The organism is Halobaculum roseum (assembly GCF_019880245.1).
Taxonomy (GTDB): Archaea; Halobacteriota; Halobacteria; order Halobacteriales; family Haloferacaceae; genus Halobaculum; species Halobaculum roseum.
Genome location: NZ_CP082286.1, coordinates 1,491,777 through 1,515,386, shown reverse-complemented (window position 1 = coordinate 1,515,386; position 23,610 = coordinate 1,491,777). Strand labels below are relative to the sequence as shown.

The window sequence follows — 23,610 nt, the reverse complement described above, 5'->3', positions numbered from 1 at the left end:
GACATACACATCACAGTCTTTCGTCAACAGACTACGTAGATCGCCCGATGCATCCCCGAACGCATCCATTCAATTGCCAACAAATCTTCTCGGTTGGATAAAATACCCGCGGTTCGTAAGGTACGCGTAGTGGAAGTGGTCTTCACTTAGTCCGTATTGTGTCGTTGAAGCAGTTCTGACCACCCAAAGGAATGTTCACCCGGATCATGGTCATCGTCCGCCCCGTGGCTTCAGCTTACGACTCGCCCGCGTTGCGCTCGCGGACCCACTCGCCCAGGTCGAGTCGCATCACGAACGCCGCCTCGCCGTCGCCGTAGTACCGCGGGATCCGCCGCCCCGGCCGGAACCCCTCGTCGTCGTACAGGTCCTGGGCGCGGTGGTTGCTCTCGCGCACCTCCAGCTTCACCACGCTCGCGCCCGCCGCCGCCAGCTCCGACAGCGACGCCCGGAGCAGTCGCCGGCCGAGCCCCCGTCCCTGCGCGTCGGGACGCACCGCGAGGTCCTTGATGTGGCCGATGTCCTGTCCGTGGTTCGGCGTCACGTCGCCGACGACGTAGCCGACCACGTCGCCGGCGTCGATGGCCTCGTCGATCGCGTTCCCGCCCGCGTCCGGCCGACCGTCGCCGCCCGGCTCGCCCTCGGCGACGAGAAACCCCGGCGCGTCGAGCAGCCCCTCGAAGGCCGCGTACGGCCACGGCTGGGTGAACACGGCCTTCTCGATGCGGAACACGCCGAGCAGGTCCGCGCGGTCGACCGGGCGGATCCGCGCCTCGCCGTCCGCGTCGTCGCCGGCGGCGGATCCGCGCGAGGTAGTCACGCCTCGCATAACGAAGTTGTGAGGGATAAGCCCGATGGCGAACGCGCCGACGGAGCTACAGGAACGTCTCGGCCGTCAGCTTCACCGATCGGTCCCGGTAGTCGTCGAGCAGGTCTTCCGCCCACGAGCGGGCCGTTGCGTTGGTCGTCTCGACGACCGCCGTCGGGACGCCCCGCTCGTCCGTCGGGGCGATCATGGTCACGTCGTCGGCCACCCCCAGCATGAACGGGATCTCCCCCTCGTACAGGTACGAACCCACGCGCCCCGTCTCGAGCGCCTCGCGGATCAACTCGGCGGTCTCCTCGTCCGGCGGCGGACCCTCGGACGGCCCGCCCGTCGGCTCCCAACTCAGGCTCCCGTTCGTCAGTTCCTGACTCATCGCCTCCGGGGAGACGATGGCCTCGTTGTGTCTGTCGCTGTGGAGGAACTCCGCCATCCGGCTCCGGTGCTCCTCGATCGACCCTGGCGCGACCGTCGGACTCAGGATCCGGGCGCGGTCGGCCCCGTAGTACAGTTCCTCGATCCGGCGGAGGTGCAGGAACGCGTTCCCGTTCTCCGGCCTCGTCACGGTCGCGTCCCCGAACTCCCCGACGTCGATGTCCAGGTCCGCGAACGGCAACGACTCGACCACGTCGCCGAGTCGCTGCACGGTGTCGACCGTGTCGAGCAGTCCGTCGAACTCCGCGCGGATCAACTCGCCGCACGGCGTGAGCGCGTACTCCCCGTTCGGACGCTCCACCCAGTTGCGGTCCTCGAAAGCCCCGAGGATGCGCCCCAGCGTCGGCTGGGAGATGCCGGTCGTGTCGTGGAGGTCGGCCCGGCTCCGCGCGCCCGACGCGAGCGTCCGCAGCACCTCGACGCGGTGGCTGGATCTGGCGAGGAACTCCACGTCGTCGAGCGGTGTGGCGGGTGTCACGTCGCGCCTCCCCGGACCGTCCACGGCCGATCCCTCGCCGAGGGACCGGTCGACTAGGCCCGATACAGTCGTGAGTGTTTCACGCGAGACAGCATATAGTTACGTCTCCGTGAACGTCCGATACGGCCGTTCTTCCGGGGAACAGCGGGCGGTTCGAGCGACGGAGCCGCCTTTCAGGGAGTGAAATCCCGTCCCCGACTGAAAACATGTCACTGAGAATCATTATGGCCGTTCGGACCCCGGAGATCACGAGGGATACGATGCACTCGGACACCGGGACCGATCCGGCACGGTATCGGCCATGAGCCTCGAACGGAAGGGCGATCACGACCACGAGGGCTGGCTCGCGGGACAGGACCTCACGCCGCTCGAGTCCGGCTACCTGCGGATCCTGATATGGGTGGACCGGCGGCTCCGCGTCGTCGACTACCTCGAACTGCTGGAGTCGCTGTACTACCGGTCGAACCTCCAGTTCCCCAAGTCCCACACGGAGCAGTACGATCTCGACAACAAGTTCTGGTACTGGTATCCGCTGTACTCGCTGGGCTTCTTCAGCCTCCTCTCGTACGTCGTCGCGGCCGTCTCGGGCGCGTTACTCGGATTCTACTACGTGCCGGCGGTCGGATCGGCCGCCCCCGGCGAGGCGTCGATCGCGTACGAGCAGATCGCGTTCGTCATGCAGGACCTCCAGTTCGGCTTCATGTTGCGCTCCATCCACCGGTGGTCCGCGCAGGTGATGACCGCCGCGGTGTTCCTGCACATGCTGCGCGTCTACTTCACCGGCGCCTACAAGGAACCGCGCGAACTCAATTGGCTGCTCGGCGTCGTACTCATCTCGTTGACGATGCTGTTCGGCTACACGGGCTACCTGCTCCCGTGGGACCAACTGGCGTTCTGGGCCGGTCAGATCGGCGTCGAGTTGTTCCTCTCCATCCCGCTCGTCGGCGAGTGGGTCACGCAACTCCTGTTCGGGGGCTTCTCGCCCAGTCAGGCCACCCTCCAGCGGATGTACATCGTCCACGTGTTCCTGCTCCCGTTCGTGGTGACGACGCTCGTCGCCATCCACATCGGCATCGTGTGGGTGCAGGGCATCGCGGAGCCACACTGATCGGGTCGCGCCGACGGCGAATACCCCGGAGGAACCGAACACCTGTCCGAGGTACGACCGTTTCACTCCGTGAACGGATTCCAGTACGCATCATGATATAGACACGTCGCGTCCGTTCTCCCGCAATGGCAACACAGTCGGCGGCCGCATCGACGGTACAGTCGCTCCGCGAGCGGAGCGTGTTCGCCCTCGCTCGCACCGCCGTGTTCTCCCTCTCGGTGCTCGCGTTCGTGTTCCTCTGGCTGCTCGCGTTCGACTTCGTCCTGCGCGGGGTGTTCCTCGCGTGGGTCGACCCGGTGCTCGCGGACACGATCCACTTCGTCCACGACATCGCCTTGGCGACGTGGGTGTGGATCTGGGGTGCCGCGATGCTGGTGCAGTTGTACCGGCCCGCCAAGCGCGTCGCCGCCATGCGGATCGCGCTCCTGCTCACGAGCATCGACTTCGGGCTCGCGCTCGCGCTCGCGGCGATCGAGGGCGCGTTCGACCCCTCGGTGCTCCTGTTCTTCGCGCCGGTGTACCTCGCGGCCGCGCTCCACCCGGCGCGCGCCGAACTGATCCCGCTGGGCGGACTCGACGGCGACGCCGCCAAGCCCGTCGTGCTCGGGATCGCACTCCTCGCCGTCGTTCCCGTGCTCCTGTACGTCTCCGGACAACTGACGCTCCGGGCCGTCCTGACCGACGAACACCGGGCGCTCGGCCACTACGCGACGATGAGCTACTACGGGCTGAGCCTCGTCGCGCTCGCGGTGCTCGGCGCGTTCGGGACGCGCGGTCGCCCGTCGGTGTACGCCGCCGCCCTGCTCGCCACGATGCTCGCCGTCAGTTCCGTGTTCAACCCCACGATGTCAGGATTGAGTCCGCTGTGGGCGGCGCTGTCGGTGGTGTGGTCGCTCGCGCTCGTCGGCTCCTACGAGCGGGCGGTTCGGAACGAGGCGTCGAGGCGGGCCGCACGGCCGGTCGAATCGGCCGACGTCTCGCTGTGAGCGGCCGAGAGCGCGACGGTTCTCGGCGTCGTCGGTCGCGTTGGCCGAACGAACGGTCGGTTTCGTGGGCGGAGCGGCACGGGACCTCACCGCCGTTCTACGAGGTCTCGCTCCGCTCGACCTCGCCCTGTTCGTTGGCGGTTCGGCCGTTCGGACCTCACCGCCGTTCTACGAGGTCTCGCTCCGCTCGACCTCGCCCTGTTCGTTGGCGGTTCGGCCGTTCGGACCTCACCGCCGTTCTACGAGGCCTCGCTCCGCTCGACCTCGCTTCAGTCGTCGGCGGGCGCCGCGCCGCTGCCGGACTCGTGCTGCTGCTTCGTCCACGAGAGCTTCCCGCCGGCCGCGAGGATCTTGCGCTCGCGCTCGGAGGCGTCGAGGTGCGCCGTGGCCTCCCAGTCGTCGTTCACGCGGACCGTGAACTCGGTGGCGCCGTTGCGGACGCCCTCGCCCACGTCGTCGACGATCTCGACGTCGTCGCCCTGGTCGATGTTCTCGTACGTCTCCTCGTCGATCGTGAGGGGCACGAGACCGAAGTTGAACAGGTTCGCCTTGTGGATGCGGGCGAAGCTCTGTGCGAGCACGCCCTCCACGCCGAGGAACATCGGGCACAGGGCCGCGTGCTCACGCGAGGAGCCCTGGCCGTAGTTCTCGCCGGCCACGAGGAAGCCGCCGTCGGCGTCCAGCGCGCGCTGGGCGAACGTGTCGTCCACACGCGAGAGCGTGAACTCCGAGAGCTTCTCGATGTTCGAGCGGAACTTGAGGATGTCCGCCGTCGCCGGGATGATGTGGTCGGTCGTGATGTTGTCCTCCATCTTCAGGAGCGCCTCGCCCTCGATGTCGGAGGCGAGCTCGTCCTTCAGGGGCACGTCGCCGATGTTCGGGCCCTTGATGAGGTCGTCGTCGACGGCCTCGTCGGGGCTGATGATGTCCGGGTCGGACTCGCCCATGCCGGGGCCGTACTTCGTGCCCATCTCGAGGCCGGGCGCCTCGAGGTCGCCGAGCTCGTCGGCGAGGTCACGCGGGTCGACGATCTCGCCGGTGATGGCCGCGGCGGTCGCGACCTCGGGCGAGCACAGGTACACCGAGTCGTCCTCGATGCCCGAGCGGCCCTCGAAGTTGCGGTTGAAGGTGCGCAGCGACACGGAGTCGGAGGCGGGCACGTGGCCGATGCCGATACAGGCGCCACAGGTCGCCTCGGAGAAGTTGACGCCGGCGGCCATCATCTCGGCCGTCCAGCCCTCGCGGGCGAGCATCTCGGAGGCCTGCTTCGAGCCGGGCGCGACGATCATCTCGGTCTTCTTGGCGACCTCGCGGCCCTCCAGCATCTTCGCGCCGGGGAGGATGTCCTCGTAGGCGCCGTTCGTACAGGAGCCGATGATGACCTGCTCGACGTCCTCGCCCGCGACCTCGCGGACGGGCACGACGTTGTCGGGCATCGACGGCTTGGCGATGAGCGGCTCCAGCGACGAGAGGTCGACCTCGATGGTCTCGGCGTACTCGGCGTCCTCGTCGGGCGAGAGGTCGACGTACTCCTCCTCGCGGTCCTGGCGCGCCAGCCAGTCCTTCGTCTTCTCGTCGGTGCCGAAGATCGAGGACGTGGCGCCCAGCTCGGTGCCGAGGTTCGTGATGGTCGTCCGCTCGGGGATGGTGAGCTCCTCGACGCCCGGGCCGGTGTACTCCAGCACCTTGCCGACGCCGCCCTTGACGGTCAGCTCGCCCAGCAGGTGGAGCGCGACGTCCTTCGCGGTGGCCCAGTCGGGGAGTTCGCCGGTCAGCTGGACGTTCACGACCTCCGGCATCTCGACGTAGTAGGGCCCGCCGCCCATCGCGACCGCGATGTCGAGGCCGCCCGCGCCGATCGCCAGCTGGCCGAGGCCGCCGGGGGTCGGCGTGTGCGAGTCCGAGCCCAGCAGCGTCTTGCCGGGCGCGGCGAAGTTCTCCTTGTGGACCTGGTGGCAGATGCCGTTACCGGGGCGGGAGAAGTACGCGCCGAAGGTGCCCGCCGCAGAGCGGAGGAAGCGGTGGTCGTCGGTGTTCTTGAAGTCGAACTGGTACGTCTGGTGGTCGCAGTACTGCGCGGCCAGTTCCGTCTGAACCTCGTCGAGGTCCAGCGCCTCGAACTGCAGCCACACCATCGTCCCCGTGGTGTCCTGCGTGAGGACCTGGTCGATCTCGATCCCGATCTCCTCGCCGGGTGTCAGCTCTCCCTCGACGAGGTGATCGTCGAGAATCTGCTCCGTAATCGTCTGTCCCATATCGTCCGCGTATCCTCGCTCGGCGGATATAAATCCGGCGAGTTTCCACCCCGACGTTCGTGATAGACCGCCGCTCCGTCCGGTAATTTTTGCACAGTCGACGCGAGTATTGCCTCCCATTCTGGTCGAATGATCCCTCGTCGCCGGCGTTCCTGAACGGTCGCATCCGCGTGGTCGGGGTCGCTTGTCGACCGGCGGGCTTTTCGGTCGGCCTGTCTCTCCCTCGGGTATGTTCGAATCGGGTGCCGCCGTCGCGAACCACATCGATCCCGTCGACGACGACCAGATCCAGCCGAACGGCGTCGATCTGACCGTCGACGCCCTGTACGAACAGGCCGAAGCGGGCCGGATCACCCGCGACGGGAAGCGCGTCGGTGACCGGGCCGAGATCGAGCCGGAGGACGGCCTGTACCGCCTCGACCCCGGCGCGTACGTGCTGCAGTACGGCGAGCGCCTGCGGATCCCCGACGACCACGTCGGCTTCGTCTACCCGCGGTCGACGCTGCTGCGCAACTCCTGTATGCTGAACACCGCGGTGTGGGACGCCGGCTACGAGGGCCGCGGCGAGGGGCTGCTTCAGGTGGGCCACCGGATCGAGATCGAACCCGGCGCCCGCGTGGCGCAGTTCGTTCTCGCGGCCGCCGACCACGAGGGCCACTACGACGGCACGTACCACGGCGAGGGATAGGACCCCGAGCGTCACCGCGGCTCCTCGCTTCGCTCGTCGCGTGCGGCACACAGAAACGGGCTGGGAGGGATTCGAACCACGCCGTCGGCTCGCTCCGCTCGCCGCCGTCTACTTCGAATCCCTCCAGCCGGCGCTATTCACTGCTCGCTGACGCTCGCAGGAATAGCGGGCTGGGAGGGATTCGAACCCCCGACCGTCCGGTGACTTCCCCGCACGCACGCGCCGTCCGAACGGGTTAAAAGCCGGACGCTCTCCCTAACTGAGCTACCAGCCCTCACCCGACCATACCGTCGTGCGCGCATAAGCGTTTACGAACGACGGCGACGGCCCGGCCGCCACCCACACGACCTTATCGACGGCCGCCGACCGACACCCATGACCGTCCCCGATCTGCGGGACCTCGCGACCCGGCTGTGCTCGTTCGAGACCACCGACGGCGACGAGGCGGCCGCCGCCCAGTGGCTCCGCGACCGCCTCGCCGACGCCGGCTTCGAGACCTACACGTGGGAAGCCGACCCCGAACGACTCGCCGAGCACTCGTCGTTCCCGAATGACCCGGCCGACATCGACGCGGCCGGGCGTCCGAGCGTCGCGGGCGTCCTCCCGTTCGGCGACCCCGCCGCCGGCCGAACGGTCGTCCTCAACGGCCACCTCGACGTGGTACCCGCGGACGACGACCTCTGGACGAGCGACCCCTTCGATCCCGTGTGGGGCGAGGCCGACGACGGCGCGGAGACGCTCACCTGCCGGGGCGCCGTCGACATGAAGGCCGCCGTCGCCGCCTGCGTCCACGCCGCGCTCGACCTCCGGGAGGCGGTCGAGTCGGGCGATCTGAGCATCGACGGCCGGGTCGTCGTCGAGGCGGTCGCCGGCGAGGAGGAGGGCGGCATCGGCGCGGCCGCGGCGGCGCTCGACTCGCCGTACCCCTTCGACCGCGACGCCGCCCTCGTCGCGGAGCCGACCGAGCTCCGCGCCGTCACGGCGACGGAGGGAACCGTGATGAAGCGTCTGGAGATCGCGGGCCGGAGCGCCCACGCCGCGACGCGGTGGAACGGCGTCGACACGCTCCCCCTGTTCGAGGAGATCAGGCGGGCGTTCACCGACCTGGAGGCCGAGCGGTGCGAGCGCGTCACCCATCCGCTGTACGGGGAGTACGACGTGCCGTGGCCCGTCGTCTGCGGCCGCGTCGAGGCGGGGTCGTGGGCCTCGACCGTGCCGGGAACGCTGACCGCCGAGTGGCGGATCGGCGTCGCCCCCGGCGAGACGGTCGACGAGGTGGAGGCGGAGTTCGAGGAACGGCTCGCACGGATCGTGGCGGAGGACGACTGGCTGCGCGAGCACCCGCCCGAGTTCGACCGGTTCTCGATCATGTTCGAACCGGCCGAGATCGACGCCGACGAACCCGTGGTCCGGTCGTTGCGGGCGGCGATGACCGACGCGGGGCTGTCCGACACCGCACCCGTTGGCGCGACGTACGGCGCGGACAACCGCCACTACGTCGCCGCGGGGGTCCCGACGGTCGTGTTCGGGCCCGGGAGCGTCGAGCGGGCGCACTTCCCGGACGAGACGGTCCGCTGGGCGGAGGTGGAGACGGCTCGGGGGGTGATCCGTGACGCCGCCGCGGGGTTCCTCGCGGGCGACTGAGCCGTCGTAGGTGACGGCGACGGCGAAGACGACGACGCGACCGCGACGGAATCGACCGGCCTCGGCCGGTCAGTCCTTCCGGGCGGCGTCGAGCGAGTCGGCGATCACGTCGCCGGGCTCGCGGTTCTCCAGCGACGCGCGGTCACGCAGCCGGCGGTAGACGTCGAGCGGCAGGTCGACGCTGAGGGTTCCGGGTGCGACACCTTCGGCCCGGAGCGCCGCCTCGGGGGCGGTGCCGTCGTTGATCGCGCTGGCCGCGCGCCGCACCTCGCGGACGGTGAGGCCGCCGTCGAGGACCGCCCACGCGAGGTCGAAGCGCGCGTCGCCGGCGACGCGCGCGATGTGTTTCGCGGCCGTCGGCGCGATGTGGCCGCGGGCGACGTGCCGGCGGACCGATTCGGGAAGGTCGTGCACGCGGGCCCACTTGCGGATGAACGACACCTGGACGCCGTCGCCGGCGGCCTCGGCGGCGGCCTTGTACGAGCCGTGGCCGCGCACGAGCGCCGCACAGGCGGCTGCTCCCCGGAGCATGACGACGTTGTCGTCGCCGGCGACGGCCTCGCTGGCGAACCGGCGGACGGTCTCGGCGGCCTCGGCGAGGCTCTCGTCGTCGTCGGGGTCGAACCGGGCCGCGCGCTCGGCGCGCTCGCCCGTGACCGCGGGGTCGCCCCGGACCACGGGCTCGCCGACCTCCGCCTCGCGGTCCGCGCGACGGGTTCCGAGCGGTCGACCCCGCCCCCGGGCGCGGTCCTCGTCGTCACGGCCGTCGCCGGGGCGATCGTGACTCATCGTCCACTCGTCGGCTCCGCCGCGTCAAAAGGCTCCCGGGGGTGGCCGTCCCTGCCGTGACCTGTGACGGCCGGGGTGTCGCCGCGTTGCCGAGGCCCGCCACATCGACGCCGCTTTGCCGGGGCCGCCCCGAGCGCGGGTATGCTCCGCTACGTCACGACGAACCCCGGGAAGGTCCGCGAGGCCCGCGAGTACCTCGGCGACGAGGTCTCCCAGCTCGACTTCGACTACACGGAGATCCAGGCCGACGATCTCGCGCCGATCGCCGCCCGCGGCGCCCGCGAGGCGTACCGCCACGCCGGCGAGCCGGTGCTCGTCGACGACGCCGGCCTGTTCGTCCGCGGGTTCGACGGCTTCCCCGGCCCGTACTCCGCGTACGTCGAGGACACGATCGGCGTCGAGGCCGTCCGTCGGCTCGTCGACGCCGAACTCGACGACCGCCGCGCCTCGTTCCGCTGCGTGCTCGCGTACTGCGACGGCGAGCCGTTCGACGCCTCCCCGGATCCGATCGACCGCGACGACCGCGTCGCCGCGGCCGCGACGGGGGCCGAGCGCGACGACGCGGAGACCGAGCCCCTCCCAGTCAAGCTGTTCGAGGGCGTCGTCCGCGGCGAGATCGTCGAGGCGCGCGGCGACGGCGGCTTCGGCTACGACCCGATATTCGAGTACGACGGGTCGACGTTCGCCGAGATGGACGCCGCAGAGAAGAACGCGATCTCCCACCGCGGGCGGGCGTTGGAGAAGTTCGGGGTGTGGTTCGCTGAGCGATAGCGAAGCGAACCACGGCTGACGGTCGTGCGAGGCGAACGGCGGCCGACACGCGCCGCGGTCGCCGACGCTAAGCCGTGGCCGCCGCAACGCGATCGCATGCCCCGCGCGGTCGCCATCAACGTCGCCGCCAACACGAACCTCCCGGGTCGCCGCGGGCCGGTGTACCCGGACGGCTCGTTCGTCTACGTCCCGATCCCCGAGCGCGAGCCGACCGCCGAGCCGGTCCCCACCTACGCCGACCTCGACCTCGCCGCGTACGTCCCCGACGACGCGGTCGACCGCCCGGTCCACCTCGATCCGGAGTTCGCTGACGCGCTCGGTCGCGAGGCGTACACCTACGGCGATCCCCACGGCGTCAAGGCCCGACCGATCTCCGCGCTGGAGCCCGGCGACTCCCTCCTGTTTTACGCGACGTTGACCGTCCGCGAGGGGGACGCCGACCGCTCCAACCGTGCAGACCACCCCGCCCGAGCTGATCGCGTCGACTGGCTGCCGCAGGAGTGGGGCTGTTTCCTGATCGGCGAGTTCCGCGTCGCGGAGGTGCTCGCCGGCGACGGGTACCGCGAGGCCGACGCGGCGACCCGGGCGCGGTTCGCCTCGAACGCCCACGCCCGCCGCGAGTCGTTCGACGCCGCGGTGCTCGTCCGCGGCGACCCCGACGGCTCGCGGCTGTTCGACCGCGCGGTCCCCCTGTCGACGCCCGCCGGCGGCGCCGACGCGAACCGGCTGGTCACCGATCTCTCGGCCGATTCGGGGAAGGGCCCGTGGTGGCGGCGCGTCCTCCGGTACGACGCCGACGCGACCGCGACGTTGCGCGAGCGGATCGACGCGGACCCGGCCGACTGGCCGGCGTGATCACCCGATAACGCGGTGGTGGTACGCCCACCCCCACACGAACGTGAGGACGACGAGGAGCCCGGCGGCGGCCACGCCCGCCACCGTGTCGGTCGCGGCCGCCGCGCCGACACGGTCGACCAGATGGACGCCCGCCGCGTTGGCGTACGCGACGAGTTCGGGCGCGCTCACGAGGTGTTTCAGGACGTCCTTCAGATACGAGGCCGACACCATCGCCGCCAACGCGGCGACGGCGTGCGAGATACCGGTTCGGTGGGGCATACGTCGCTGTCGTCGCGTCGGGGTGATATATGTTGGCGCCGGTGAACGTACGCGAGCCTACGGGCGGATGTACGCCCAGCCGTCGCCCTGGAGCCGGGTGAGTTCGCCGACGCCGGAGGACGCCGACTCGACGCCCGCGGGGAGGTCGTCGAGCGTCGCCGTCGCGCCCCGCAGGGCGTTCGAGCAGACGCGGAACGCGGTGTCCGCGTCCTCGCCGGCGGCGCCGTCCTCGCTCTCGCCCGCGGCGAGGACGGCCTCGACGCGCTCGCGACCCTCATCCTCGGCGGCCGCGTCGATGACCGCGGGGCTGTCGACGACGACCGCGACGGACGTGACCGACACCGTGTCGTCGCCGAGAAGGTTCCGGACCTTCGCGTCGACGTACGAGAGTTGATCGACGGTGGAGACGTGGAAGACGGTGCGCATACCCGACGACGCGGTCGGCGGCGCCGTGGCTGTTTCGTTCGAGTTCGCCGGAAGTGCGCCGTCCGGGAATTGAACCACGCTCGGACGTGCTCGCGCCGCTGCGCGCGTCCGATCTACTTCAATTCCCGTCGGCGATGTCTCTCACCGGCGTTCGAGACATGCGCCGTCCGGGAATTGAACCCGGGCTATTAGCTTGGGAAGCTAGCGGGTGAGTAGAACAGTTAGCTTGATGCTAGCACCACGCGGCTACTCAACCGGATGGCCGAAGCAACCGACCCCTCGGGCTCCGTCAAGAAGAAGAACCGCGCCGAGAAAAACCTACGTGAGTCCGACGGGGTGGACGAACGGGACCGCAAAGCGATCCTCGCACTATACGGCATGAGGGAAGCGTCGGGGGATTTTGAGCCTTCGACGCAGGCGAATCTACTAACCAACCTTCGTCGTGCTTGTGAGCTAGCCGAGAAACCGGTCGTTGACTGGGAACACTCCGAATATGGTTCCGACCATACTGATTTCGTCCTTGGGTTGCAGAACGGGACACTCGACGGTGCGCCCGCGGGCGGATATTCCGAAAGCTACGTCGGTAATATCAAACGGTGTCTTTCGATCTACCTCAACCACTTAGGCAAAGAATGGAATGAGGATATTAGGGTCGGTCAACCCTCGGACGGCAAAATCACCGAAGCGGATTGTTTCACGGCTTCGGAAACCTCCCGGCTGATTGGCGTCTCAAATACCCGCGATTCCGCCATGTGGGCTATGTGGCTCGCCACCGGACAGAGGCGATCCGCTATGGGTTCCGTCTTATGTAAAGACGTGAAAATCGAGGGAAACAGCGGCGGATTCCACTTAAATCCCGAAGCTATCGGACTAAAAGGCGCGGAGGGCTACCGTCCGCTTCTATGGGCGACGCCCTACGTCGCTCGGTGGATTAACGAACATCCCACATGGCCCGAGGATCCAGAGGCGGCGCTATTTGTCTGTCAACGGTCCGGAAACGGCTACGACCTTGGTGATGCTCTTGGCGTATCTGGTATCACTAAGGCGCTAAAGCGGGCGGGCGACCGTGCCGGGATTGACAAACACAAACAAAAGACGCACCGGCTACGACACACCGCGATTCGCCGGATGATTCGGGATGGACTTTCCGATCAGTGGATTAAATACATGGTCGGGTGGGGAGAGGATTCGCCACAGCTAGCGCGCTACGGGAGTCTTTCGGACGAATCGAAAGCTAGGGACATTGAGCTACACTATGGTATAGAAGAAGAAGCGGATGAGGAGAAACACCTATTCGAGAATTGCCCGGCCTGTGATACTCCGATCTCCGATCTAACCGGGGCGTCTTTCTGTCCGTCGTGTGGCCTCGCATTGAAACACGATTCGGACCAAATGGAGCGGGTCGCGGAGTCGCGGTTATGGGATAGTCGCGGGGAAGGTTCTCCGTCTGAGGACAAAGGGGTGAATGTCGCTAAGGAAGTTCTCGAAAACCCCGGTGCGAAGGAGGCGGTCCTTAGCGAATTAAAAGATGAGTTGATGGCCGACGTTAAGGAGGAATTGGATCTATGACTGGCAAAGATCGATTCGGGTGAAAACTGAACTGATTCCGACCACAGCAACTAACGGACAGTCGCCTGGAATCAGTCCGTTAGATACAGGGCACGTAATTAACACTACTCTCGATTGACCGATACGGAGAAAGCATTTACCTAAGACGGCATCTGCGTAATTTATGAATCGCCGACAGTTCTGTCTTGGAGTAACTGCTGTTCTTACAGCTGTTTCGGGCTGCTCAGGCAGAGATACAGGTTCGACTCCGAGAGCAGTGGCTGAATCTGGCCCTGAGTCCTACCTGCCAGATTCAACCGATTCGTGGGAGTTTCACGGCACTCAGGAACACGAACCGGCTTGGTCACCATTGGGAGCGACTGACGGTGCTATCGGTCAGTACCAAGGGCCAGACGGGTATTCCTACGAGTTCGTGGTGATGGATTCGGAGGAAGGATTCTCAGAAGGTAACGCGCGGAGTTTGGCTTGTGCGGGTTGGCAGATAGCGATCGCCATTGATAGGTACGCAATTGCGGCAAGTACAGGCACAGAACAGCGAACATTCACACCAGAAGCACCACCCACGATGACTCAGTCAGCAGCTCCCGAGACGGAGGACAGTGTGAGAGAATTATTGTCGCTCTCTCCTCGCCTTAGCGAAGCAGACCTTGACGAACACAGAATTAACTGTTGACTACAGAGAAAGCACTTACCAATTAGATAGCTATCAGACATATGGTCCAATCTCGACGTTCGGCTCTCCGATTGGTTGGGGGAGCAGTGGTCTGTACACTTGCCGGGTGCGCTACTACGCCGACAGAGAACGGTTCATCTGATGAATTGACCGATACTCAAAGTCCGACTACTAGCGAACAGAAGACCGGTGGGACGGTTCAATCGCCTCACTCCAGAGTGACGGATGCAACTAGAAAGGAGGGCGGTTCTCGCGAGTGGGAAGTACCATTAGAGGTAAAGTCAACAAAAGGACCCTTCGTCACGTTTCGCGTTGGAGATCGGGAGGACCTCCCAAGCGAGATTCGCCCGCACTACGTTGTGGTCGAGAATCAGCAAAATAGTGGGCGACAGATTGCACTCCGAGTCCAAGACGAGAAAGCTTCCCAACCTGCTATCGACACTGAACTACAGTTCCCATCTCAGGGGATCGCCCAAATCGGGATTATGGCACCTTCAGCGTATGAGACCTCTATTACTGTCTCAGATGAAACAACTGGACTCACCGTACCGCAATCGGCATTCGATTGTAACGATTCTGCAACCGGTGTGTATGTACAGCCCGATGAAGGAGTTGAACATTCGTTCGTTTCAACAGCGATGGGATGTAGTACCGAAACTGAATACTGAAGGGTCTCGTCACACTACCGCTGTGAAATACGCAGTCCCTTTCTATCGGCCATTTCACCTCAATACTGTTGAAAATAGGGTTGCAACATAGCCGTCTATCTTTATGCTGATAGTGTAGCATTCAGTCACTTGTTTGGTTGGATATCTGCTTGTTCCCGTGTGATCTCTTTCCCGTTGGGGAGAATCACCGAATATTCAGACCGGGTCGTTCTGGTCAATTCGATGATCGGGTTAGATAACACTTCACGCAAGTCGTCGGTCATGTCCGGGTGACTATTCGCTTCCGCCAGCGCCGGGATTAGTTGACTAGAAAACCGACATGACTTGTCAATCGCATCCGCTCGGGTCGCTACTCCCCACGATCTAGCCGCTCGGTCGTATAGCCGGGTTCGATACGATTTGTTACCGTCGGTGCGGATTCGCACGACTAGGAATTGCACACACTGGCCAAATCCATATCGTAGCCGACTATCTCAAACGGCGGATTCCTGCTTCTCTTTATATATGAGGGCTAGTTAATTACAAAACGGTAACAGTAATTGCGAGTTAGATTTACGCGGCGGGTGAGAAATTGCACACATCAATTCCCGTTTACCTGCCGCTCCATTGGCTCGGGAGATTCTGGTATGGGCCGACCGAGTGAAAGAGTAGTGCGCCGTCCGGGAATTGAACCCGGGCTAAAGCCTTGGGAAGGCTTTGTCCTACCACTGGACCAACGGCGCTCACTCGCTTTGCTCGTTCGCCCCGAGCGTTACGTCGCTTCACTCCGTAACGCAACGGCGCGCTCACTCACTTCGTTCGCTCGCGCCCCGAGGCTCGCGATTCCTCCGGAATCGCTCACCAACGGCGCTCGCTCGCCGTCCCACGGGCGACGTGGCGCTCGCGTGTACATCCACGTTCCCCATCGCAACACTTCAACTAATCGGTCGCCGGCGTCGCCACGGAACTGGACGCACGTCCACGATCCGCGGACACGAGGGAGCTATTAGTTCGGCGCCGACCTACCCGTGTCCGATGAGCGAATCCGTCCTGTTGGACGAGGAATCGACCCCGTTGGACCTGCGCCTGTCCGACGCCGAACTCGACCGGGTACACGCGCACCTCACCGACTTCATCGCCGACCAGGTCGACGCCGCCGGCGCCGACGGGGCGGTGCTCGGGCTGTCGGGCGGGATCGACTCGACGACGGTCGCGTACCTCGCGGTCGACGCCCTCGGCGCCGACAGCGTTCGGGGCTTGGTGATGCCCGGGTCGGTGAACACCGCAGAGAACATGAGCGACGCCGAGCGCGTCGCCGAGGACCTCGGGATCGCCTACGACGTGATCGAGATCGAGCCCATCGCCGAGGCGTTCTACGACGCGCTCCCGGAGGCGGCCGACGAGAAAATGGCCGAGAGCAACGTCCGCGTTCGCGTGCGAGCCGTCTGCAACTACTTCGCCGCCAACGCCGACGACCGCCTCGTCCTCGGGACGGGCAACCGCAGCGAGGCGCTCACGGGCTACTTCACGAAGTACGGCGACGGCGCTGTCGACTGCAACCCGCTCGGGAACCTCTACAAACAGCAGGTCCGCCAGCTCGCGGCCCACGCCGGCGTCCCGCACGACCTGGTGATGAAGACGCCCTCGGCGGAGATGTGGACCGGCCAGACCGACGAGGAGGAGATGGGGCTCGACTACGACACCCTCGATGCAGTGCTCGCGCTCCACGTCGACGGCCCGCTGTCGACGGCCGCGACCGTCCGCGCGCTCGACGTGACCGCCGAGGAGATCGCCCGCGTCGAGGAGCTGTACGAGTCCTCGAAACACAAGCGCGCGATGCCGCCGGCGCCCGCCGAGTTGTCGCTGTAGCGCCTGCCTGGACGCGAACCGGATCGGTGACCGGGTCGGCGACCGGCTCGGAGACCCGTTCCGCTATCGGACCGGATTCTCGGGACCGCGGCCGATGTACTCGGCGGCGAACGCCCGCACGACGTCCTCGTCGTACTCGTCCATCCGGAGGAGGTGTCGCCACGCGGTGAGCGTGTACGGCGCCTGCGGGTCGTCGTAGGGGTTCGGGACGGCGACGAAGCTCTGCCACGTGCCGGTGTGGCTGTTCGCCCACGTCTCCAGCGACGACCGCGCCTCGTCAGTCAGGGCGTCGGGAACGTAGTAGGCGACGACTGCGCCGTGTTCGAGCGTGTGGACGAGATCGCCCATCGTCTGCGGTTCCTCGTAGAACCCCGCCTCGACGACGCCCGAGTAGTGGGGCCCCGAGGTGGGCGGTTGCGTGTCGTAGTCGACCTCGGTGCCGCGCTCGACGTGCTCGACGCCCTCGCTGGGGAACGACTCCACGTCATCGAGGAGTTCGGGGTCGCCGTTCTCCGGCAGCGAGGTGTCGCCGCCACCGCCGCCGAGACAGCCGGCGAGCGCGGCGACCGCGCCGGCGCCGACGACACCGAGGGTCCGGCGTCGGGAAAGCGAGGAACGATCCGCGAGGTCGTGTCCGTCGGTCATACCCGAGGTACGCGGCCGCGAGGATTCAACTGTTGTGGTGTCGTGCTCGCTCCTCGGTCGGTCGTTCTCACTCCCGGCCGGCCGTCCTCACTCCCCGAACCGCTCGTCGTGCAGGCGCGCGAACGCCGCCCGCTCGTCGGCCGCGGTCTCCGCGCCGCGGGCGCCGGCGCGAACGAGCCGCTTCACGGCCGAAAGCGCCCCGGGGTCGTTGTCGGCCACCTCCCGCGCGACGGTCGTCGGGTCCGGGACGACGCGGGAGACGAGCCCCATCTCCCGCGCCTCCTCGGCGTCGACGACCCGCGCCGAGCAGGCGATGTCGAGGGCGACGCCCTCGCCGACGATCCGGGGGAGCCGGGCGGTGCCGCCCCACGCGCCGAACAGCCCGAAGGAGACGCCCGTCTCCGCGAACGTCGCCGCCGGCGTCGCGACCCGGATGTCACACGCGAGCGCCAGCTCGACGCCGCCGCCGCGGGCCGCGCCGTCGACGCCGGCGATCACGACCGCGTCGGCCGATTCGATCGCGTCGGCGACCCGCTGGCCGTGTTCCGCGAACGCGGCGGGGTCCGCCAGCGACTCGACCACGTCGAGGTCGGCGCCGGCGCAGAAGGCGGAGCCGGCGCCCCGGAGCAGCACGACCGGCTCGTCGGCCTCGACGACGGCCGCCTCCAGCGCGTCGAGGGCGTCGGGGGTGAGCGCGTTCCGGGCCTCGGGGCGGTCGATCGTCACGGTCCGGTACTCCCCGTCGGCGGCCCGTTCGGCGCGTATCACGGGACGGGATAGCCCCCCGTTTCCAAAGGTCTTTGCGTGTGCCCGGCCTATCGCGTGTCGATGGATGACGCCGCGCGGACTCGGGCCGCCGCGGAGCGGTCGGTCGGCGACGTCGAGCCGGCGGCGCTCCGGAGCGCGCTGACCGACCGCTTCGACGACGCGGAGATGACGCCCGGAGCGCTCACGTTGCTGTCGGCCCGCGCGCTCGACCCCGACGTGGACCTGGCGGGCGTCGAGGACCACGCCGCCGGCGTCCAGCTCATTTACGAGGGCCTGCGGCTCACCCGGGAACTCTCCCAGACGGAGCCGTGGGCGGCCGCGGACCTCGACGTCGACGGCGACATCGACGCCGACCTCGACGTGCTCGCGGCGGACGTGTCCGTCTCGCGCGGCTTCTACCTGCTCGCCCGGACGGCGGCCGCCGGGAAGGCCGTCGAGACGGTCCGGGCGTTCGGCCGGGATCAGACGCTCCGGCGCGACACGGGCCCCGAGGAGGCGGCGGCGCTGGACCGAAACCTGGAGGCCGACGTGTTCGAGCTCGCGGTCGTCGCCGGCACCGCCGCCGTCGGCGCCAGCGCGCCCGCCGACCTGCTGTCGTACGCCGCCGAGCTGGCCGCCGGCGACGACGACCGCATGCCCGCCGTGGGCGCGCTTCCCGACTCGACGGGGGACCGCATCGCCTCCCTCGCCGACGAGGACCGCGTGGCCTCGTCCGCCGACTCTTGACTCGGTCGCGGGCAGCGGCCGACGTGCCGGCTGCCGCTTCGACCCGGTCGTCGTCCCGTGATACTGCGTGTCCCTCGTGGCGTCTGATCGTAACGCCTAAAGACGACTCCCGGCTATCCCTATTCGCGCCTGGGTAGCTTAGCGGTAAAGCGCGTCCTTGGTAAGGACGAGAGCGCGGGTTCAAATCCCGCCCTAGGCTTTTCCCGTTCTCACACCGCCAGCGGCGGTTCCGTCCTCACACCGCCGGCGACGCCGTCACTCCTCCGCCGCCGCGAGCCGGGGAACACGCACCGTCACCACGGTGCCGCCGTCCTCCCGGTCGTCGATCTCGAGGTCGCCGTCGGCCATCTCGGTGCCCCAGGCGATGAGCCACAGGCCGAGGCCGCTGCCGTGGTCCAGCGGCGTCTCGTTGCCCCGTTCGAGGGCGGTCCGTTCGTGGTCGTTGATCCCGGGGCCGTTGTCCGCGACGCGGATCTCGACCGTGTCGTCGGCGCAGGTCGCCCGCACGCGAACCCACGGGTCGTCGTCGTTGTGTTCGGCGGCGTTCTCGACGACGTTGCGCACGACCGACGTGAGCACCGGCGACACCGCGACGTCCGAGCCGTCACCGCAGCCGCCGTCCGGGGCCACCTCGAGGTCGACCGCGACCGACGGATACTCCTCGCGGACCTCCTCGACGCACTCGTCGAGTACGGTCGACAGCGTCAGCGCCCGGCCGGGCTGGCGGCCCCGCTCGAAGATGTCGATCACGTCGCGCGCCTTGTCGCTGATCGCCTCGATGCGCATCGCGCCCTCCTTCACCGCCTCCACGTGGGCGCCCTCGGCGTCCATGAGGTCCGCGTTGCCGTAGATGAGGTTCGTCTCCGTGCGGATGTTGTGCCGGAGCACGCGGTTGAGCACCTCCAGTCGCTGTTGGCGCCGGAGGTGGTCGCTCACGTCGTGAAAGGAGATGACGCCGCCCAGCGAGCGGCCGTGGAAGTCCGCGACCGCGGTCACCGTCGCGTCGTACTGGCGGCTCTGGAGCCCCTCGCCGAGCGTGAGGTGTCGGGAGGCGCGCCCCTCCTCGGGCAGGTGCTCGTATCGGGGGATCACCTCGGCGGCCGGGTCGCCCAGCACGTCCCGCGGGTCGACGTCGAGGATCTCGGCCGCCTGCTCGTTCATGTCGACGACGTAGTCGTGTCTGTCGACGACGACCGCGCCCTCGCGCATGCGCTCGAACACCAGCCGCCGCGCGCGGTGGTTCGCCGACGGGCTCGTCCCGAGCAGCCGAAAGCGGGTGATAGCGCCGAGGTACGCGACGCCCGACACCGCGAAGAACACCGGCGTCGGGTCGAGGCTCGGGACCGGGACCGCGCCGGCCAGGAACAACACGTTGCTCGCCCACGGCGCGAGCGTCCCGACGAGCAGCCCGAGGCTCTGGCCGCGGAACGGGAGCGAGTCGCTGCGGACCAGCCCCAGCAGGGGGATCGATCCGAGCAACCCGAGCAGGTATGTGTAGCCCGTGACGACCCAGTACCAGGGGCCGCCCGTTCGGTGGAGCACCTGCCTCCCGGCCTCGGTGACGAGGTCCGTGTCGAGATACAGCAGGTCGTGATACGCGTTCGTCGCCGCGAGCACGACCGTGACGACCGGAACGACCGACAGAAGCGCCACGTACCGCGGCCGGACGTAGCGATCGCGGCCCGTGTACTCCAGCGCGAACAGGAGCCACGCGACCGGGATCACCACCACTCCCACCCACTGGACGTCCGAGTAGAACACCTTCCCCGCGAGGGTCCCGGCGCGGTACTCGAAGACGAAGAACACCGACCACCACACCTGTCCGGCCAGCATAGCCGTCAGCGGAACCGCGCCGGGTTCCTGTCGCTCGCGCCACGCGAGGAGCGCGGCGGTCGTCCCCACGACGACGGTGAGCAACATCACCGCCGTCAGCGTTCCGGGCGGGAGCACGTACCCTCCTGCTCGGGGGAGCACCGTAATAAATTCCGCCGTCGCGCGCGGCGCGACGATCTGACAGATCGACCGACGGCCCGCCTACGCGAGAAGCAGCGGCCCGATCAGCGCGGCCGCGACGACGAGGTAGCCGGACTCCGCAGCCAGCGCCAGCGTGTCGCTGTCGACGCGCCCGAGCAGCCCCGTGACGACCAGCGAGTACGCCAGGCCCGCGCCGAGCGCGAGCGCGGGGCCCGCCCCGAGAACTCCGACCGTCGCCGCGGCGGCCACGATCCCGGCCGTGAGCAGATCGACGCCGTAGAGGATCCGACGCGTCGTCGGCACGCCGAACGCGACCGGCAGCGTCGACACGTCGATCGCGCGGTCGGCCTCGACGTCGCCGACGTTCGGGATCTCGGTGTCGACGAACGACCGGAGCAGGAAGTACGCGAACACGACCGCGGTCGCCGGGGTGACCGCCGCGTCGGTGAACGCGACCGGGAGCGCGGTCAGCGTCGTCGCCCACGCGAGCGCGACGACGAGGGAGTTGACGACGAGCACCTCCTTCAGGCGGCGGAGCCTCGGAGCGAGGCTCGGCACCCAGTCGGCGGCGTACGCCACCCAGAACACGCCGGGGAGCAGCGTCACGGCCAACGCGACGGGACCGCCGAGCACGGCGACCGCGACCGCGAGCCCGTACGACATCGACGCCAACACGTACAGGCTGTCGCGGTGGCGCCGGACGAACGCCGCACGGTCGGGGTCGGAGACGGCGTCGGTGTCCACGTCGGCGACCCGGTCGTTCGTGTACACCGCGAACGTCACCAGCCCGACGACCACCGGCGCCGGGTTCGGGGGCAACGACAGCAGCACCATCGCGATCGCCACCTCGGCCATCGCGATCGCCGCCAGATACGCGGAACTGTACACGAGCGCGTTGCCGGCGCGCTCGCCGTACGTGGTCAGCAGCTCGACGATCCGACCCGATCTCCCGGTCGCGTCGTGTCCGTCCGACGCGTAGTTTGATTCGTGGGACATGTGTGTTCGACGGAGCGGCCGGCGGATGGACGCCGGCGGACCCTTGGGGGTACCACCACCTCACTATCATAAAAATTCTGGTGTATATGACACTGAATTGAGTCCGGGTACGACCGTATAGAAATCGCTGGCGATAGCTGAGGTATTTAAGCGTTCGCCGGGGCGGCGAACCGGGGACGACTCGGAGCAGCAGAGCGGTCAGTCGCTCGGGCAGAAGTCGGGAACGGGGTCGACGGGCGGCGGGTCGGCGTCGACCTCAGTCGTCGAATCCGGTGCCCGTCGCGGCGTCGGGAACCTCGTTTCGCACCACGTCGAGGCCGAGTTCCTCGATGGCGGCTTCCATGTGCTCGTCGTCGACGTAGTTGGCGCCGGCGGCGACCCGCTTCGACTGCGCGAGCGCCATCACCTCGCCGCGGCGGTCGTCGGGGAGCTCGTACTTGTCGACGACGAGCTCGATGGTGAGCCCGTTGTGATCGCGGGTGTACAGCGAGTGGAACGCGCCGCGGTCGAACTCGCTGTACCGGTGGCCGTGCTCGGAGAGCGCCTCCTTGATCTCGGGCAGCTCCTCGGCCTCGATGGAGAACGCGAGGTGGTGGACGGCGCCGACGCCGGGGCGCTGGCCGGGGGCGTTATCCCGGCTCTCCTCGACGAAGAACGTGATGATGCGGCCGTCGCCGCTGTCGAAGAACAGGTGCGTCACCTCCGGCGCGTCGAGGTTCGGCTGGCGCATCACCAGCGGCATCCCGAGCACGTCGCGGTAGAACGCCACCGTCGCCTCCTCGTTGCTCCCGATGAGCGTGATGTGGTCGGTGCCGGTCGTCCGCAGCACGCTGTCCTCGGGGCGCTCGGCGGTCACGGGGACGTCCGACTGGTCGGCGGGAACCTCGCCGTCGATGTCGTCTCTGGCCATACTCCCGGTACGTCCTCGGGCCACTTAGCCGCTCGCTGACATCGGTGTCACCCGCTACTCCCGACGCCCCTCGCCGCCGGTCCCGCGCTCGTCGTCGCGGTCGTCGCCGTCCGTCGACTCGTCCGCGCCACCGCCGTCAGTGGTCCCGCCCGCGTCGTCGACGCCGACGCGGCCGCGGCTCACGCCCGTCTCCAGCTCCCGCACGGCGTTCGTCCGCTCGTCGCCCGTGTCGCCGGCGTCGCCGGTGTTCTCGGTGCCCGCGGGCTCGAACAGCGCGACCTTCGTCTCCTCGTGTGCGACCGGGCGGTGCTCGACGCCCGCAGGGACCACCAGTAGTTCGCCGGCCGACAGGGTCGCCGTCGGCTCCTCGCGGAACTCGATGTCCAGCGGGCCGCCCTCGATCACCCAGAACAGCTCGTCCGCGTCGGGGTGGCTGTGCCAGACGAACTCGCCGTCGAGGCGGGCGAGCTTCACCGCCTGTCCGTTCAACTCCGCCGCCAGCCGCGGCGACCACGGCTCCTCGACGGAGTCGAAGCCGTCCGCGAGCGATACCTTCTCCATGCCGGACCCTGAGTACCGCCCGGAGAAAAGCCGTCGCCCTGTCGTCGGTTCGTCACCCCGCCGTCGGTTCGTCGGCCCGTCGGCGATCCATTGGCCTACCGCAGGTCCTCGATCAGCGTCTCCGGAACCGCCGCGAGCACGGGATCGGGCGCGGCAGCGACGATGCGCTCCCCCGCGTCCACGAGCGTCCGGCGAGTGAGGGCGTAACCCGCGGAGACGACGACGAGCCCCGCGACTGCCCAGCGCGCCGGCCCGTCGAGCGCCGCCAGCGCCGGGAGCGCGAGCGCGACCCCGATCAGGAAGTCCTCCGGGGCGCCGTCGTACCGCACCCACCGGCGGGGGGCGTGCCACCGGCCGCGCATGTGCTCGTACACCGCCCGGTCGCCGGTCGCCTCCCACGGTCGGAGGGTGAGGTCGCCGCCGCCGATGTCCGAGACGGCGTGCAGCGCCGCCGCGACGAGGAAGGTCGCGAGCGACAGCGTCGCCGGCGACGGGGCGACCGCCGCCGCCGCGACCGCGACCGCGGCCGCGACGGTGCCGTACGCGGGGAAGTGGAGGTCCTTCCGGTGGTCGCCGAGCAGGTCGAGGTCGGGCGCCAGTCCGCCCACTGCCCCCGCGAGGACGGCCGGTCCGGCCTCCGGCGCGAGCGCGAGCGTCCCGAGCCCGACGGCCACGCCCGCGAGGACGTGGGTCGTCGCCATCATGGCCGATCCGAGGCGACGGGGCCGGAAAAGCCGGCCGTGATCCGTGCTACCG

Annotated in this window: 22 protein-coding genes, 3 tRNA genes and 1 pseudogene; 10 read left to right on the top strand and 16 right to left on the bottom strand. The window is 68.1% G+C overall.

Going from position 1 to position 23,610, the window contains the following annotated elements:
- Window positions 1-235: 235 nt before the first annotated feature.
- Window positions 236-817, bottom strand: coding sequence for a GNAT family N-acetyltransferase (locus K6T36_RS07690; protein ID WP_225935075.1), 582 nt, complete (start codon window positions 815-817; stop codon window positions 236-238).
- Window positions 818-872: 55 nt separating this feature from the next.
- Window positions 873-1,733: a helix-turn-helix transcriptional regulator gene (locus K6T36_RS07685; RefSeq protein WP_222920764.1), complete on the bottom strand. Its 861-nt coding sequence runs from the start codon at window positions 1,731-1,733 to the stop codon at window positions 873-875.
- A gap of 301 nt (window positions 1,734-2,034) precedes the next feature.
- Here K6T36_RS07685 and K6T36_RS07680 point away from each other — a divergent pair, with 301 nt between their 5' ends.
- Window positions 2,035-2,841 carry a cytochrome b gene (locus K6T36_RS07680; protein WP_222920763.1) on the top strand — a complete coding sequence of 269 codons (807 nt, stop codon included), beginning with the start codon at window positions 2,035-2,037 and terminating at the stop codon, window positions 2,839-2,841.
- Between the two features lie 125 nt (window positions 2,842-2,966).
- Window positions 2,967-3,827, top strand: a complete 861-nt coding sequence (locus K6T36_RS07675) for a hypothetical protein (RefSeq protein WP_222920753.1) — start codon at window positions 2,967-2,969, stop codon at window positions 3,825-3,827.
- A gap of 269 nt (window positions 3,828-4,096) precedes the next feature.
- On the opposite strand, the gene K6T36_RS07670 is transcribed toward K6T36_RS07675, so the two are convergent.
- The gene (locus K6T36_RS07670) at window positions 4,097-6,082 is read right to left on the bottom strand and encodes an aconitate hydratase (RefSeq protein WP_222920752.1); all 1,986 of its coding nucleotides are present in this window, start codon (window positions 6,080-6,082) and stop codon (window positions 4,097-4,099) included.
- Window positions 6,083-6,311: 229 nt separating this feature from the next.
- On the opposite strand from K6T36_RS07670, the gene K6T36_RS07665 reads away from it, so the two are divergent.
- Window positions 6,312-6,770, top strand: a complete 459-nt coding sequence (locus K6T36_RS07665; protein ID WP_222920751.1) for a deoxyuridine 5'-triphosphate nucleotidohydrolase — start codon at window positions 6,312-6,314, stop codon at window positions 6,768-6,770.
- Window positions 6,771-6,936: 166 nt separating this feature from the next.
- Here the strand turns inward: K6T36_RS07665 and K6T36_RS07660 are convergent.
- Window positions 6,937-7,044: transfer RNA gene (locus tag K6T36_RS07660), tRNA-Lys, on the bottom strand.
- A gap of 101 nt (window positions 7,045-7,145) precedes the next feature.
- On the opposite strand from K6T36_RS07660, the gene K6T36_RS07655 reads away from it, so the two are divergent.
- The gene (locus K6T36_RS07655; protein ID WP_222920750.1) at window positions 7,146-8,414 is read left to right on the top strand and encodes a M20/M25/M40 family metallo-hydrolase; all 1,269 of its coding nucleotides are present in this window, start codon (window positions 7,146-7,148) and stop codon (window positions 8,412-8,414) included.
- A 69-nt stretch (window positions 8,415-8,483) separates the two neighbouring features.
- Here the strand turns inward: K6T36_RS07655 and K6T36_RS07650 are convergent, their stop codons facing one another.
- On the bottom strand, window positions 8,484-9,203 hold the full coding sequence (locus tag K6T36_RS07650) for a DUF7119 family protein (RefSeq protein ID WP_225935074.1): 720 nt from the start codon (window positions 9,201-9,203) through the stop codon (window positions 8,484-8,486).
- Between the two features lie 141 nt (window positions 9,204-9,344).
- Between K6T36_RS07650 and K6T36_RS07645 the strand changes: the two genes are divergently transcribed.
- Window positions 9,345-9,974: a non-canonical purine NTP pyrophosphatase gene (locus K6T36_RS07645; RefSeq protein ID WP_222920749.1), complete on the top strand. Its 630-nt coding sequence runs from the start codon at window positions 9,345-9,347 to the stop codon at window positions 9,972-9,974.
- A 96-nt stretch (window positions 9,975-10,070) separates the two neighbouring features.
- Window positions 10,071-10,829, top strand: coding sequence for an Nmad3 family putative nucleotide modification protein (locus K6T36_RS07640; protein WP_222920748.1), 759 nt, complete (start codon window positions 10,071-10,073; stop codon window positions 10,827-10,829).
- Here K6T36_RS07640 and K6T36_RS07635 read toward each other — a convergent pair whose 3' ends face one another.
- Both K6T36_RS07635 and K6T36_RS07630 read right to left on the bottom strand, forming a co-directional pair.
- The gene (locus K6T36_RS07635) at window positions 10,830-11,090 is read right to left on the bottom strand and encodes a hypothetical protein (protein WP_222920747.1); all 261 of its coding nucleotides are present in this window, start codon (window positions 11,088-11,090) and stop codon (window positions 10,830-10,832) included.
- A gap of 57 nt (window positions 11,091-11,147) precedes the next feature.
- On the bottom strand, window positions 11,148-11,516 hold the full coding sequence (locus tag K6T36_RS07630) for a DsrE family protein (RefSeq protein WP_222920746.1): 369 nt from the start codon (window positions 11,514-11,516) through the stop codon (window positions 11,148-11,150).
- Between the two features lie 258 nt (window positions 11,517-11,774).
- Here K6T36_RS07630 and K6T36_RS07625 point away from each other — a divergent pair, with 258 nt between their 5' ends.
- Window positions 11,775-13,085 carry a tyrosine-type recombinase/integrase gene (locus K6T36_RS07625; RefSeq protein ID WP_222920745.1) on the top strand — a complete coding sequence of 437 codons (1,311 nt, stop codon included), beginning with the start codon at window positions 11,775-11,777 and terminating at the stop codon, window positions 13,083-13,085.
- A 1,466-nt stretch (window positions 13,086-14,551) separates the two neighbouring features.
- On the opposite strand, the gene K6T36_RS19170 is transcribed toward K6T36_RS07625, so the two are convergent.
- Entirely contained in the window at window positions 14,552-14,851 is a 300-nt protein-coding gene (locus K6T36_RS19170) for a DUF7692 domain-containing protein (protein WP_425601459.1), read from the bottom strand.
- Window positions 14,852-15,077: 226 nt separating this feature from the next.
- Window positions 15,078-15,148 (bottom strand) — tRNA-Gly (locus K6T36_RS07620).
- 292 nt (window positions 15,149-15,440) lie between these two features.
- On the opposite strand from K6T36_RS07620, the gene K6T36_RS07615 reads away from it, so the two are divergent.
- Window positions 15,441-16,274 carry an NAD+ synthase gene (locus K6T36_RS07615; protein WP_222920744.1) on the top strand — a complete coding sequence of 278 codons (834 nt, stop codon included), beginning with the start codon at window positions 15,441-15,443 and terminating at the stop codon, window positions 16,272-16,274.
- 63 nt (window positions 16,275-16,337) lie between these two features.
- Here the strand turns inward: K6T36_RS07615 and K6T36_RS07610 are convergent, their stop codons facing one another.
- Window positions 16,338-16,919: a thioredoxin-like domain-containing protein gene (locus K6T36_RS07610; RefSeq protein WP_222920743.1), complete on the bottom strand. Its 582-nt coding sequence runs from the start codon at window positions 16,917-16,919 to the stop codon at window positions 16,338-16,340.
- Between the two features lie 87 nt (window positions 16,920-17,006).
- Window positions 17,007-17,687, bottom strand: a complete 681-nt coding sequence (locus tag K6T36_RS07605) for an enoyl-CoA hydratase/isomerase family protein (protein ID WP_225935073.1) — start codon at window positions 17,685-17,687, stop codon at window positions 17,007-17,009.
- A 60-nt stretch (window positions 17,688-17,747) separates the two neighbouring features.
- On the opposite strand from K6T36_RS07605, the gene K6T36_RS07600 reads away from it, so the two are divergent.
- Both K6T36_RS07600 and K6T36_RS07595 read left to right on the top strand, forming a co-directional pair.
- Window positions 17,748-18,413: a DUF7114 family protein gene (locus K6T36_RS07600; protein WP_222920742.1), complete on the top strand. Its 666-nt coding sequence runs from the start codon at window positions 17,748-17,750 to the stop codon at window positions 18,411-18,413.
- A gap of 127 nt (window positions 18,414-18,540) precedes the next feature.
- Window positions 18,541-18,612 (top strand) — tRNA-Thr (locus K6T36_RS07595).
- A gap of 56 nt (window positions 18,613-18,668) precedes the next feature.
- On the opposite strand, the gene K6T36_RS07590 is transcribed toward K6T36_RS07595, so the two are convergent.
- From K6T36_RS07590 to K6T36_RS07570, 5 genes and pseudogenes are all read right to left on the bottom strand, one after another.
- A complete protein-coding gene (locus K6T36_RS07590) occupies window positions 18,669-20,363 on the bottom strand; it encodes a histidine kinase N-terminal 7TM domain-containing protein (protein ID WP_222920741.1) in 1,695 nt (564 codons plus the stop codon).
- An 84-nt stretch (window positions 20,364-20,447) separates the two neighbouring features.
- Window positions 20,448-21,383 carry a UbiA family prenyltransferase gene (locus tag K6T36_RS07585; RefSeq protein WP_222920740.1) on the bottom strand — a complete coding sequence of 312 codons (936 nt, stop codon included), beginning with the start codon at window positions 21,381-21,383 and terminating at the stop codon, window positions 20,448-20,450.
- Between the two features lie 256 nt (window positions 21,384-21,639).
- Window positions 21,640-22,293 carry a VOC family protein gene (locus tag K6T36_RS07580; protein WP_222920739.1) on the bottom strand — a complete coding sequence of 218 codons (654 nt, stop codon included), beginning with the start codon at window positions 22,291-22,293 and terminating at the stop codon, window positions 21,640-21,642.
- A 189-nt stretch (window positions 22,294-22,482) separates the two neighbouring features.
- A pseudogene (locus K6T36_RS18885) lies at window positions 22,483-22,854 on the bottom strand (cupin domain-containing protein); the annotation flags it as partial.
- Window positions 22,855-22,949: 95 nt separating this feature from the next.
- Window positions 22,950-23,558: a metal-dependent hydrolase gene (locus tag K6T36_RS07570; RefSeq protein ID WP_222920737.1), complete on the bottom strand. Its 609-nt coding sequence runs from the start codon at window positions 23,556-23,558 to the stop codon at window positions 22,950-22,952.
- Window positions 23,559-23,610: the final 52 nt, after the last annotated feature.

Coding starts and splice junctions, on each gene's coding strand:
- K6T36_RS07655 (WP_222920750.1), top strand. CDS start 7,146: ATGACCGTCCCCGATCTGCGGGACCTCGCGACCCGGCTGTGCTCGTTC.
- K6T36_RS07665 (WP_222920751.1), top strand. CDS start 6,312: ATGTTCGAATCGGGTGCCGCCGTCGCGAACCACATCGATCCCGTCGAC.
- K6T36_RS07585 (WP_222920740.1), bottom strand. CDS start 21,383: ATGTCCCACGAATCAAACTACGCGTCGGACGGACACGACGCGACCGGG.
- K6T36_RS07670 (WP_222920752.1), bottom strand. CDS start 6,082: ATGGGACAGACGATTACGGAGCAGATTCTCGACGATCACCTCGTCGAG.
- K6T36_RS07635 (WP_222920747.1), bottom strand. CDS start 11,090: ATGCCCCACCGAACCGGTATCTCGCACGCCGTCGCCGCGTTGGCGGCG.
- K6T36_RS07615 (WP_222920744.1), top strand. CDS start 15,441: ATGAGCGAATCCGTCCTGTTGGACGAGGAATCGACCCCGTTGGACCTG.
- K6T36_RS07610 (WP_222920743.1), bottom strand. CDS start 16,919: ATGACCGACGGACACGACCTCGCGGATCGTTCCTCGCTTTCCCGACGC.
- K6T36_RS07630 (WP_222920746.1), bottom strand. CDS start 11,516: ATGCGCACCGTCTTCCACGTCTCCACCGTCGATCAACTCTCGTACGTC.
- K6T36_RS07570 (WP_222920737.1), bottom strand. CDS start 23,558: ATGATGGCGACGACCCACGTCCTCGCGGGCGTGGCCGTCGGGCTCGGG.
- K6T36_RS07650 (WP_225935074.1), bottom strand. CDS start 9,203: ATGAGTCACGATCGCCCCGGCGACGGCCGTGACGACGAGGACCGCGCC.
- K6T36_RS07645 (WP_222920749.1), top strand. CDS start 9,345: ATGCTCCGCTACGTCACGACGAACCCCGGGAAGGTCCGCGAGGCCCGC.
- K6T36_RS07600 (WP_222920742.1), top strand. CDS start 17,748: ATGGATGACGCCGCGCGGACTCGGGCCGCCGCGGAGCGGTCGGTCGGC.
- K6T36_RS07675 (WP_222920753.1), top strand. CDS start 2,967: ATGGCAACACAGTCGGCGGCCGCATCGACGGTACAGTCGCTCCGCGAG.
- K6T36_RS07640 (WP_222920748.1), top strand. CDS start 10,071: ATGCCCCGCGCGGTCGCCATCAACGTCGCCGCCAACACGAACCTCCCG.
- K6T36_RS07680 (WP_222920763.1), top strand. CDS start 2,035: ATGAGCCTCGAACGGAAGGGCGATCACGACCACGAGGGCTGGCTCGCG.
- K6T36_RS07625 (WP_222920745.1), top strand. CDS start 11,775: ATGGCCGAAGCAACCGACCCCTCGGGCTCCGTCAAGAAGAAGAACCGC.
- K6T36_RS07580 (WP_222920739.1), bottom strand. CDS start 22,293: ATGGCCAGAGACGACATCGACGGCGAGGTTCCCGCCGACCAGTCGGAC.